Origin of the sequence: Frankia sp. AiPs1 (genome assembly GCF_023716945.1) — a bacterium.
Taxonomy (GTDB): Bacteria; Actinomycetota; Actinomycetes; order Frankiales; family Frankiaceae; genus Frankia.
The window spans coordinates 1-11,906 of the sequence record NZ_JAMQQF010000156.1 but is presented as its reverse complement, the minus strand read 5'-3'; the positions used below and the strand labels follow the sequence as shown (position 1 = coordinate 11,906).

General features: G+C 72.0%; 6 protein-coding genes. All 6 read right to left on the bottom strand.

Translation table 11 applies throughout. From position 1 onward, the window contains the following. Nucleotides 1-565: 565 nt before the first annotated feature. Nucleotides 566-1,438 (bottom strand): sulfite exporter TauE/SafE family protein, encoded by an 873-nt coding sequence (locus tag ND748_RS15540; RefSeq protein ID WP_251746521.1) that lies wholly within the window; start codon nt 1,436-1,438, stop codon nt 566-568. 215 nt (nt 1,439-1,653) lie between these two features. After that, nucleotides 1,654-2,109 (bottom strand): tellurite resistance TerB family protein, encoded by a 456-nt coding sequence (locus ND748_RS15535; protein ID WP_011606075.1) that lies wholly within the window; start codon nt 2,107-2,109, stop codon nt 1,654-1,656. A gap of 111 nt (nt 2,110-2,220) precedes the next feature. Beyond that, nucleotides 2,221-4,485, bottom strand: coding sequence for a hypothetical protein (locus ND748_RS15530; protein ID WP_251746520.1), 2,265 nt, complete (start codon nt 4,483-4,485; stop codon nt 2,221-2,223). A 129-nt stretch (nt 4,486-4,614) separates the two neighbouring features. Next, nucleotides 4,615-5,256 carry an adenylate kinase gene (locus tag ND748_RS15525; RefSeq protein WP_251746519.1) on the bottom strand — a complete coding sequence of 214 codons (642 nt, stop codon included), beginning with the start codon at nt 5,254-5,256 and terminating at the stop codon, nt 4,615-4,617. A 195-nt stretch (nt 5,257-5,451) separates the two neighbouring features. Then, nucleotides 5,452-6,894 carry a glutamate synthase subunit beta gene (locus tag ND748_RS15520; RefSeq protein WP_251746518.1) on the bottom strand — a complete coding sequence of 481 codons (1,443 nt, stop codon included), beginning with the start codon at nt 6,892-6,894 and terminating at the stop codon, nt 5,452-5,454. Between the two features lie 122 nt (nt 6,895-7,016). Continuing rightward, nucleotides 7,017-11,612: a glutamate synthase large subunit gene (gene gltB, locus ND748_RS15515; RefSeq protein WP_251746517.1), complete on the bottom strand. Its 4,596-nt coding sequence runs from the start codon at nt 11,610-11,612 to the stop codon at nt 7,017-7,019. Nucleotides 11,613-11,906 lie beyond the last annotated feature (294 nt).

Here is an 11,906-nt window from a genome sequence, read left to right as displayed (position 1 = left end):
CCCCCGGCCGACGGCCCGCTCGGGCCCCGGCCGCTCACCCGCGGTGCGTCGGACCGCGCCGCGCCGGGCCGCCCGCCTGCAATCGGTTCATCGTCGAACACAAGACCCCTCCCAGCGGACCGCCACGCGCATCGGCACTACCGGCCGACCACACTGACGTCCCGCGATACCGCGCCACCCCCTGGCGCGACAGGACCCACCAACCCCGCGCGGATCACGCCTGGCCGCAGCCCCGCTGATAGACGCTCAGCGGCGGGATAATGTTGCGCCATCCGCACAGGATTACCGTTACGTGAGCGTTCCTCGGGAACACTGCGTACACAGATTATGCGGAGGCACCGAATACGGTTCCGGCGGCCCGGCTCGTCGGGCTGCCATTGTGACAGTGACGTGAGAGTCATTCGATGGGCGGACCGGCAAAATTACCCGACGCGGGTCGGGACGTTGTCCGGCCGGTTGTCTCGCGATGAGATGGCCGGCCGCGAGATGGCCCGCGGTGAGACAGCCCGCAGCAAGACCGCCCGCAGCGAGACGGCCCGCAGCGAGACGGCCCGCGCGGCGCCGATCAGTTCCGGACGATGAGCACGATCGCCACGCCGACCCCCAGCGTGATCACCGCTGCGCGCAGGAGGACCGGGCGCAGCCGCCGGGCGATCCGGGCGCCGAGCAGGCCGCCGAGCAGCGAGGCGACGACGAGGATGCCCGCGTATCCCCAGGCGACCTTCGCGGTGACGAGGAAGACGATCACGCCCACCGCGTTCACGCCGAAGGCGAGCAGCGTCTTGAGCGCGTTGGTGCGTTGGAGGTCGTCGACGAGCAGGATCCCCAGCACGCCGAGCAACAGCACCCCAAGCCCGGCGCCGAAGTAGGAGCCGTACACGCCGGCCACGAAGATCCCGATGCGGGTGGGCCAGGTGACCGTGTTCCCCGCCCCGCCGATCCCCACGGCCAAGACAGCCGAGATCGGTGGGGCAGCCGATGCCGCTGGCGCGGTCGAAACCGGTGGCACGGCCGAAACCGGTGGCGCGGCCGAGGCCAGGGCCGCCGCCGCCCGCCGCCGCGCCACGACGGCGCCCAGCCGGTTCTGCGCCGCCAGCAGCAGGCAGGACACCAGAACGAGATAGGGGACCAGGGCCCGAAAGCTGTCCGACGGGGTGGCCAGCAGCACGACCGCGCCGACGATCCCGCCGAGCATCGCGGGCGGTCCGAGCGCCCGCAGCCGGTCGACCTGGTCGGCGAGTTCGCGGCGGTAACCCAGCGCACCGCCGGCGTAGCCGGTGAGCAGGCCCACCGAGGAGGTGATGTTCGCGGTCAGCGCCGGCAGCCCGGTGGTGAGCAGGGCCGGAAAGGCGATCAGCGTGCCCCCGCCGGCGATGGCGTTGACCGCTCCCGCCAGCAGGCCCGCCCCGGCCACCAGCAGGGCATCGGCTGGACCCACGCGTCCTCCTCGTCACACGCCGTCGCGCCGGGGATGCACCCGGCCGGGCGTGCGCACCGCAATGCCCGCCCGCCTGCCGGCCGGCTCCCCGGGCAACCCGCTGACCTGCGGGTCAGCGCGTTCGAGCGATCTGCCCGAGCATCCAACTCCGGCGGCGAACATGGGAGGAAGTGTGACGAGATCGGCGTGCGGCGACCGCAGCGCCCGAAGCGGATCTACAGATCGAACTCCTCGGGACTGATCCCGACCGCGAAGCACGCCTCGCGCACGACGGCCTGCTCGCTCTTGTCGAACGTGCCGTCCGCCCCGCCGATGACGATCCCGATCTGGATGACGGCGCGCGCCTCGGCCGGCTTCTTCTTCGTCTTGCCGATGTCCTGCAGGACGGAGACCTTGCCGAACTCGAAGTCCGCCTGGAGCTTGCCGACGTAGTCGTTGAAGCGCCGCTGGAGGTCGTCGGCCGGGAAGTTGTTGAGCACGTCGTTGGATATGATCAACGATGCGACCCGCTGCCGTTCGGCCGGGTCGATCGTCCCGTCCGCCGCCGCGACCAACGCGCAGATCGCCATGCTGGCGTCGCGGAAGGCGCCGCTTTTCAGGTCGTTCTTCTTCGCGGCGAGCTGGCCCTGCATCGTCTGGGCGGACTGCCGAAGCTGGTTCCAGATGGGCACCTGGGCTCCCTTGCGCGGGTGTGGGGTCGACGGAGGCGTCTTCTCGCTGGTTGCAACGCACGATGGCCGACCCATGCTCCCACCAAGTACCCCCGGCTACCCGCTACCGCATCAGCCTCCGGTGGCGGAGGCGGGCGATGCGGGGAGGCGGTTGAGGCGGTCCACCGCGGCCTGCGCCGTGCCGATCGTCGAGAAGTCGACCGCGACGAACGTCGGCGTCCGCCCCTGCTCCGCGCGGCAGCGTTCGGCTCTGCCGACGATGGTGTCGGCGGCGTTGGAGGTCAGCGCGGCCCGCCGGCTGGGCGCGGCGTCGGTGAGCCAGTGGTTCATCAGCACCAGCCCCGCGCCGGCCGCGCCCCGGTTGCGCACGCAGCCGCGGAGATCCTCGGGCCGCTTCGCGTCGAACGGCGTGTCGGCGGCGTACCGGTAGAAGCCGCGCAGGAACGTGCCCGGCAGGTCCTGGCGCTCGGTGAAGACCATCAGCCGCCGACCCGAGTCGATCATGGTGCGCAACGTCGGCCAGCGCCCGTGGGGATCCTCGGGCGGCGTCGCGACCATGCCGGCGAGCCCCGCCGCAGCGACCCCGCCGGCGATCTCGCTGGCCGGCACGTCGTCATCCTGAATGATCAGTGTCACCACCTCGGTCGGGTTGCGGGCCATCCAGTCCCGCACCCGGCCGAGCTCGGTGACGAAGTCCAGCGAGCCGAGCTGGCACAGGTTGTGGCACAGCCAGACGCCGGGCCGCGTCGACACCGCGCCCCGGGTCAGCGGTGCCAGCGCGGCCCGGGTCGCCGGCGCCACGGTGGCCAGATACGCCTCGACCTGCACGGGCGGCGTCCAGTGATGGACGTCGATCAGCAGCGTCCGCACGCCGGAGTCGAGCTGGTGGACGATCGTCGGATCCTGGGACGGGCCGAGGAACCGGTCCTCGCTGTTCGCCATCGCGTTGTGGGTCGCCAGGTAGGTCACCTGGTCGTAGCGCCGGTCGCACAGCGACTGGCTGCTCTCGCACAGCTCGCGCGGCTCGGCGGCGGAGCCGGGGAACGCGGTCCAGGTCACGGTGACCATCACCGGCACGGCCAGGACGAATGCGGTGGCGACCCGGCGGCGGCGACCGGTCCGGCTCCACCGGGCCGACACCGCGACCAGCAACGACAGGCCGGCGGCGGCGACGCCGACGACGAGCGTCCAGGCCACGACCCGCAGGTAGTCGCCCTCCACCGTCCCGTATGCGGACCGGGAGAAGTCGACGAGCACCTTGCTTGCCCCGGGGGGCAACGGCGAGTGCGGGCCGGCGAGCGAGGTCAGCGGATTGGGCAGAGTCAGGCGCAGCACCGCCCCGAGCAGGGCCGCCCCGAGCCCGACCGCGATCACCGCCCCGGCCGCCGCACGGACCCGCGACACCCCCCGCCGCCCGGCCAGCACGACGATGCCGGCCAACGCACCCGCCATGATCAGGCTGAGCAGCACGGTCGCCCAGATCAGGGTGGCGGCGACGTCATGCAGGCGGTCGATCGCGGTGATCGCCGGGGAGTCCCGCAGATCCGACAGGCGCAGGCCGAGGTCGAGGGTGGAGCCGTGCAGCGACGCCTGGAGTCGGGCGGTGGCCCGCTCGTCGCCCTGGAAGACCTGCGGGCCGATCAGGGCCAGTGCCCCGGCCACGTCCCCGGAGCGCAGCAGCGCCCGCAGCTCGGGGCCGACCCGCGCGCGGGTCGCTGGATCCACCCGGTCGAGCACGAGCGGCAGGATCCGGTCGGTGTCCTGCGGGGTCAGCTCGATGCTGGGCAGCGACGCCGGGGGGCGGCCCGCCGCGATGTCGTCCAGCGCGGTCAGCACGCCGTGGGTGAAGTCCTGCACGGAGGCGGCCCGGTAGCTGGTGCCGGTGCCGAGCTCGCCGGCGATGTAGCGGTTGGCGAGGCCGGAGATGTTGCCGAAGATCGGCCGCAGGTCGACGGCGAGCTCGACGTCGCCGGTCCGGGCGCGCAGGTAGTCGACGATCCGGGTGATCTGCTCGTCGGTCATCTCCTGCACCGTCGCCGGCGGCAGCACCGTGCGCAGGTTCGCGGTGACCAGTGAGCTGTCGATGGGCAGCCCGGCGAGCAGGGTGTCGACCGCCGGGTCGGGCAGGACCTCGGTGTAGATGCGGTCGTAGGCGTGCGCCCGAGCCAGCGACTGGGAGTAGAAGGCCGGGTTCAGCACGGTCCGCGTCGCGGTGAGGATGACCACCAGCGGCAGCCCGCAGAACACGACGAGGGCGACGAGGGCGGCGTGCGCGGCGCGGCGGCGGCCCGTGTTCAGCGGCCTGGGGACGCTCGCGCCCCGCCCGGCCCGTACCGACGGCTCCCGCTCATCCGCGCCCTGGCTCACCGCCGTCAAGATATCGCGCCTCGACGCGGGGCATCGCGGGCGGCGTCGACCGGTGACTCCCCCGGGCTCCCCCAGGATCCCCCGCCGCGGGTTGCGTCAGCCGCGATGCGTCAGCCGCGATGCGTCAGCCGGGCAGCGTCAGCCGGGGAGGTGCAGCTCGGGGTGGTGCAGGTCGGGGGGCTGCTGGTAGGGAGTCGCCAGGTCGGGGTGAGCGGTGTCCGCCAGCACCCGCTCGATGCGGGCGGCCACCTCGTCGGGCGTGCCCCCGCCGTCGACGGTGCGCAGCAGGCCGCTGCGGCTGTAGTAGCGGCGCAGCGGCGCGGTCTCCTGCGCGAAGACCTTCAGCCGGCGGCGCGCGGTGTCCTCGGCGTCGTCGACGCGGTCCTCGGTGTGCGCGCGGCGGCGGATGCGGTCGAGCACCTCGTCGATGTCGACGTCGAGGTCGACGACCGCGTCGAGGGGTCCGCAGCTCGCGGCGAGCATCCGGTCCAGCGCCTCGGCCTGCGGGTAGGTGCGGGGGAAGCCGTCGAGCAGGAAGCCGACGGCGCAGTCCACGCCGTCGGCGAGCCGTTCGGCGACCATGTCCAGGACGATCTCGTCGGGCACGAGCTCGCCGGCGCGGACATACCGCTCGGCGCGACGGCCCAGCTCCGTTCCCGCGGCGATCTGCCGGTCGAAGAGCTGGCCGGTGGAGATCGCGGGAATGCCGTGGCGGGCGCTGATGCGCGCGCCCTGCGTTCCCTTGCCGGAGCCCGGGGGGCCGAGCAGCACGAGCCTCATAGGACAGGACGGTACCGCCACCAGCGCCGACGCCCCCAGCGGATCTCGGTCAATCGGGGCAGATCCGGCACGGAGCAAGGCACATCACAGCGGAAAGTCAGCCAACGCGAAGAACTTCCGGCCCACGCGGCTGCAATCGGCGACAGCAGCGGGGCCCACCGCGACGGCCGCCCCACGCGGGGGCGGCCGTCGCCGTCAGCGACGGGTGGGGGTGATCGGCTCGGGCAGGTCGGTGCGGCCCATGAGGTAGCGGTCGACCGCCGCGGCCGCCGCGCGTCCCTCCGAGATCGCCCAGACGACCAGCGACTGGCCGCGGCCCATGTCCCCGGCGACGAACACCCCGGGCACCGACGACGACCAGCCGGCGTCGCGCGCGACGTTGCCCCGCGGGTCGAGCTCGACGCCGAGATCGGTCAGCAGGCCGGGCTTCTCCGGGCCGGTGAATCCCATCGCCAGCAGCACCAGCTCGCAGGGCAGCTCGACGTCGGTGCCCTCGACCTTCTCGAACTTCCCGGCGACGAAACGGACCTCGTGCATGCGCAGCGCCCGCACGTTGCCCTCGTCGTCGCCGAGGAACCGCTCGGTGTTGACGGCGAACACCCGCTCGCCGCCCTCCTCGTGCGCGCTGGAGACCCGGTAGACGATCGGGTACGACGGCCACGGGTTCGCCGGCGCCCGCAGCTCCGGTGGCCGCGGCATGATTTCAAGCTGGTGCACCGACGCCGCGCCCTGACGATGCGAGGTGCCCAGGCAGTCCGCGCCGGTGTCACCGCCGCCGATAATGACGACCCGCTTGCCCTTCGCCGAGATCGGCGAGGTCACCGCGTCACCCTGCGCGACCCGGTTCGCCGGTACCAGGAACTCCATGGCGAGGTGGATGCCACCGAACTCCCGGCCGGGGGCCGGCAGGTCGCGACCGACCGTCGAGCCACCCGCCAGCACGACCGCCTCGTAGGAGGAACGCAGCTCGTCGGCGGAGATGTCGACCCCGACGTTGCAGGAGGTGACGAACGAGGTGCCCTCGGCCTCCATCTGGGCGAGCCGCTGGTCGACGACCTTCTTTTCCATCTTGAACTCGGGGATGCCGTAGCGCAGCAGCCCGCCGACCCGGTCCGCCCGCTCGTAGACGACGACGTCGTGCCCGGCGCGGGTGAGCTGCTGGGCGGCGGCGAGCCCGGCCGGCCCGGAGCCGACGACCGCGACCCGCTTGCCGGTGCGCACCGTCGGCGGCACCGGCACGACGGTGCCGTCCGCCCAGGCCCGGTCGATGATGCTGACCTCGACCTGCTTGATGGTCACCGGATCGTCCCCGATGCCCAGCACGCAGGCCGCCTCGCACGGCGCCGGGCACAGCCGGCCGGTGAACTCGGGAAAGTTGTTCGTCGCGTGCAGCCGCTCGATCGCGTCGGCCCAGTCCCCGCGCCGGGTCAGGTCGTTCCACTCGGGGATGATGTTCCCGAGCGGGCAGCCGTTGTGGCAGAACGGGATGCCGCAGTCCATGCACCGGCCGGCCTGCTCGCGCAGGTGCTCCTCGGGAAAGGGCTGGTAGACCTCCCGCCAGTCCTGGAGGCGGAGGTCGACCGGCCGGCGCTTCGGCAGCTCCCGGCGGTGCTTGAGGAAGCCTGTCGGGTCAGCCATGACACTCCTGTCGGATCCGTCCGGGCCGGACGGATCCGGCTACCATCAGCTGCTGCGCGGCGGGCCCACCGCGCACCGTGCGCCGGTCAGGCACCCTGCGCGGGTCAGACACCGTGCGCCGGTCAGACACGACTCGCCGCCATGATCACGTCTTCGGCGACGAGGCCCTGCTCCTCGGCCTGGCGGATCGCGGAGAGCACCCGCTTGTAGTCGCGCGGCATGACCTTGCGGAACGCGCCGCGCACGTTCTCCCAGTCGGCGTAGAGCCGCGCGGCCACCGTCGAGCCGGTCTCCCGGCGGTGACGGACGAGCAGGTCGCGCACGACCGTCTCGTCGGCGGCCTCCAGGCTCTCGACGTCGACCATCTCGGTGTTGATCCGGGCCTCGACCGGGTCGTACAGGTACGCCACGCCGCCGCTCATGCCGGCGGCGAAGTTGCGCCCGATCGCGCCGAGGACCAGCACCGTGCCGCCGGTCATGTACTCGCAGCCGTGGTCGCCGACCCCCTCGACGACCGCCGTCGCCCCGGAGTTGCGCACGCAGAACCGCTCGCCGACGATCCCGCGGAAGAACGCCTCCCCCGCCGTCGCCCCGTAGAGCAGGACGTTGCCGGCGACGATGTTCTCCTCGGCGCGCAGCGGCGACTCCTTCGGCGGGAACACGAAGATCTTGCCGCCGGACAGGCCCTTGCCGGTGTAGTCGTTCACGTCGCCCTCGAGGGTCAGCGTCATGCCCCTCGGCGCAAAGGCGCCGAAGCTCTGCCCGGCGGACCCGGTGAAGCGCAGCTGGATCGTGTCGTCGGGCAGCCCGGCCGCGCCGTACCGCTTCGTCACCTCGTAACCGAGCATGGTGCCGACGGTGCGGTTGACGTTGCGGATCGGCATCTCCAGCCAGACCGGCCGGCCGTCGTCGAGCGCCCCCTCGCAGAGCTGGATCAGCGAGTTGTCCAGCGCCTTGTCCAGCCCGTGGTCCTGGCTGGAGGTGCAGTTCAGCGACCCGCCGAACGGCCGCTCGGGGGTGTGCAGCAGCGGGGTGATGTCCAGCCCGGAGGCCTTCCAGTGCTCCACCGCCGCGCGGGCGTCGAGCAGGTCGACGCGGCCGACGGCCTCCTGCAGGGACCGGAAGCCCAGCGCCGCGAGGTAGGCGCGGACCTCCTCGGCGATGAAGGTGAAGAACGCCTCGACGAACTCCGGCTTACCGGTGAACCGCTCCCGCAGCGCCGGGTTCTGGGTGGCCACGCCGACCGGACAGGTGTCCAGGTGACAGACGCGCATCATCACGCAGCCGGCGACGACCAGCGGCGCGGTGGCGAACCCGAACTCCTCGGCGCCGAGCAGCGCGCCGACGATGACGTCGCGGCCGGTCTTGAGCTGGCCGTCGACCTGCACGACGATCCGGTCGCGCAGCCCGTTGAGCAGCAACGTCTGCTGGGTCTCGGCCAGGCCCAGCTCCCAGGGGGCGCCGGCGTGCTTGAGCGAGGTCAGCGGGGACGCGCCGGTGCCGCCGTCGTGCCCGGAGATCAGCACCACGTCGGCATGGGCCTTGGAGACGCCGGCGGCGACCGTGCCGACGCCGACCTCGGCGACCAGCTTGACGTGCACCCGCGCCTTCGGGTTGGCGTTCTTCAGGTCGTGGATGAGCTGGGCGAGGTCCTCGATCGAGTAGATGTCGTGGTGCGGCGGCGGGGAGATCAGCCCCACGCCCGGCGTCGAGTGCCGGGTCTTCGCGATCCACGGGTAGACCTTGTGGCCGGGGAGCTGGCCGCCCTCGCCGGGCTTGGCCCCCTGCGCCATCTTGATCTGGATGTCGTCGGCGTTGGCCAGGTACTCGCTGGTCACCCCGAACCGGCCACTGGCGACCTGCTTGACCGCTGAGCGGCGCAGGTCCCCGTTGGCGTCGGGGACGAAGCGGCGGGCGTCCTCGCCGCCCTCACCGGTGTTCGACTTGCCGCCGAGCCGGTTCATCGCGATCGCCAGGGTCTCGTGCGCCTCCGCGCTGATCGACCCGTAGGACATGGCGCCGGTGGCGAACCGCTTGACGATCTCCGAGACCGGTTCGACCTCGTCGATCGGCACCGGCGGGCGCACCCCGGTGCGCAGCTCGAACAGCCCGCGCAGGGTCGAGTTCTCCCGGGACAGGTCGTCGACCTTGCCGGTGTACTGCTGGAAGACGTCGTACTGGCGGGTCCGGGTGGCGTGCTGGAGCAGGAAGACGGTCTCCGGGTTGAACAGGTGGATCTCGCCCTCGCGCCGCCACTGGTACTCGCCGCCGACCTCCAGGCCCCGATGGGCGAGCTCCGAGGCGACTCGCGGGTGCGCGCGGCGGTGCCGGGCGGCGACCTCGTCGGCGATGACGTCGAGCCCGATGCCGTCCAGGCGCGAGGGGGTGCCGACGAAGTAGGAGTCGACCAGCTCCTGGGACAGTCCGATCGCCTCGAAGACCTGGGCGCCGGTGTAGCTGGCGACGGTGGAGATGCCCATCTTGGACATCACCTTCAGCACGCCCTTGCCGAGCGCCTTGATCAGGTTCTTCTCGGCCTGCTCCCGGGACACGTCGGCGATCTCGCCCTCGGCGATCAGGCTGTCGATCGACTCGAACGCCAGGTACGGGTTGACCGCCGCCGCGCCGTAGCCGGTGAGCAGGGCGATGTGGTGGACCTCGCGGGCGTCGCCGCACTCGACGATGAGGCCGACCTTCGTCCGGGTCCGCTCCCGGATCAGGTGGTGGTGCACGGCCGCGGTGAGCAGCAGCGACGGGATCGGCGCCTTGCGCTCGTCGGAGTCACGGTCGGAGAGCACGACGATGCGCGCCCCGTCGGCGATGGCCTCGCTGACCCCGGCGCAGATCTCGTCGAGGCGGGCCGCGAGCGCTGCCCCGCCACCGTCGACGTCGTAGAGGCCGCGCACGGTCACCGAGGCGAAGCCGGGCATGTCGCCGTCGTCGTTGATACCGATGATCTTCGAGAGCTGACCGCTGGAGATCACCGGGTAGGGCAGGTGCACCATCCGGCACGACGCCGGCGACGGCGCGAGCAGGTTGCCCTCCGGGCCCAGGGTCCGCCCGAGGCTGGTGACCAGCTCCTCCCGGATCGCGTCCAGCGGCGGGTTGGTGACCTGCGCGAACAGCTGGGTGAAGTAGTCGAACAGCAGCCGGGGACGGCTGGAGAGCACGGCGACGGGGGTGTCGGTGCCCATCGAGCCGATCGGCTCGGCGCCGGCACGCGCCATCGGCGCGACCAGGACGCGCAGCTCCTCCTCGGTGTAGCCGAAGACCTGCTGGCGGCGCAGCACCGAGGAGTGACCGTAGATGACCTGCTCACGGTCGGGCAGGTCGTCCAGCGAGATCAGCCCGGCGTGCAGCCACTCGGCGTACGGGGCGGCGGTCGCCAGCTCCGACTTGATCTCCTCGTCGCTGACGATGCGCCGCTGCGCCGTGTCGACGAGGAACATCCGGCCCGGCTGCAGCCGACCCTTCTGAACGATCTTGTGCGGCGGGATGTCGAGCACGCCGACCTCGGAGGCCATCACGACCAGCCCGTCGTCGGTCACCCAGTACCGCGACGGACGCAGGCCGTTGCGGTCGAGGACCGCGCCGATCACGGTGCCGTCGGTGAACGCGATCGACGCCGGCCCGTCCCAGGGCTCCATCAGGGTGGAGTGGAACTCGTAGAAGGCCCGCAGCGCCGGATCCATCTCGGCGTGGTTCTCCCACGCCTCGGGGATCATCATCAGCACCGAGTGCGGCAGGCTGCGCCCGGCGAGGTGCAGCAGCTCCAGCACCTCGTCGAAGCTCGCCGAGTCGCTCGCGCCATCCGCGCAGATCGGGAACAGCCGGGCCAGGTCGCCGGGGATGAGGTCGCTGGCCAGCAGCGCCTCGCGGGCCCGCATCCAGTTCCGGTTGCCACGGACCGTGTTGATCTCGCCGTTGTGCGCGACAAACCGGTAGGGGTGTGCCAGCGGCCAGCTCGGGAACGTGTTCGTCGAGAAGCGGCTGTGCACGAGCGCGATGGAGCTGGCGAACCGCGGGTCGTCGAGGTCGGGGAAGTAGGCCGAGAGCTGATGCGTGGTCAGCATGCCCTTGTAGACCAGGGTCCGCGACGACAGCGACGACAGGTAGACACCGGTCTCCCGCCGGATCCGCTTGCGCACGCAGAACGCCCGGCGTTCCAGGTCACCCACGTCGAAGCCGGCGTCGGCACCGCCCGCGGCGGCACCCTCGGCCGGCCCCTGCCCGTTCGCCACGCCCTTCGCCGCCGCGCCGGGCAGACTTCCGGGCAGCGCGAGGAAGAGCTGGCGCATGCGCGGCTCCACCTCGCGGGCCGCGTGCCCGACGATGTGGCTGACCGTCGGCACCTCGCGCCAGCCGAGGACCCGCAGGCCCTCCTGGCGGACGATGCGGCTGATCGTGCGCACCGCGTCGTCGCGCTCCCCCGCGACCTGCGGGAGGAAGGCGATGCCGACGGCGTAACGCCCGGGTGCGGGCAGAACGAAGTCGACCACGTCACGCAGGAACAGATCGGGGACCTGGACCAGGATGCCGGCTCCGTCGCCGGTGTCCGGGTCGCTGCCCGAGGCACCCCGATGATCGAGGTTGCGCAGCACGGTCAGGCCTTGGTCGACCAGTTCATGGCTACGTCGGCCGCGCACGTCGACGACGAAGCCGACACCACAGGCGTCGTGTTCGAAGGTGGGGTCGTAAAGACCTTGCGCACTCGGCATCCGGCGAAGTCCTGTCCATCTTCAGGGGCTGAAGGAGGTGCGGACGACGCTGTCCGAGGTGAAACGAGACATGACAGCGCTGGCCCAGCGCCGGCTGCCTCCTGTCGAGTGTGCCACGCGCCGCGTCGAAGCGCCGTGATCATATATGTCCAGGAGATCACGGCCGTATAACGTCACATTTCCGGGCATGACCACGGGTGGCCCGAGTAAGTACGGCGGCCCCGCGCCGCGCGCCCGTACGCGCCGCTCGGGCCGGCGGCGCGCGCGGTTCAGGTCACGGGCGGCCCGTCGACC

Bases quoted from the DNA above. Each gene is read 5' to 3' on its own strand.
- gltB (WP_251746517.1), bottom strand. From the start codon at position 11,612: ATGCCGAGTGCGCAAGGTCTTTACGACCCCACCTTCGAACACGACGCC.
- ND748_RS15525 (WP_251746519.1), bottom strand. From the start codon at position 5,256: ATGAGGCTCGTGCTGCTCGGCCCCCCGGGCTCCGGCAAGGGAACGCAG.
- ND748_RS15520 (WP_251746518.1), bottom strand. From the start codon at position 6,894: ATGGCTGACCCGACAGGCTTCCTCAAGCACCGCCGGGAGCTGCCGAAG.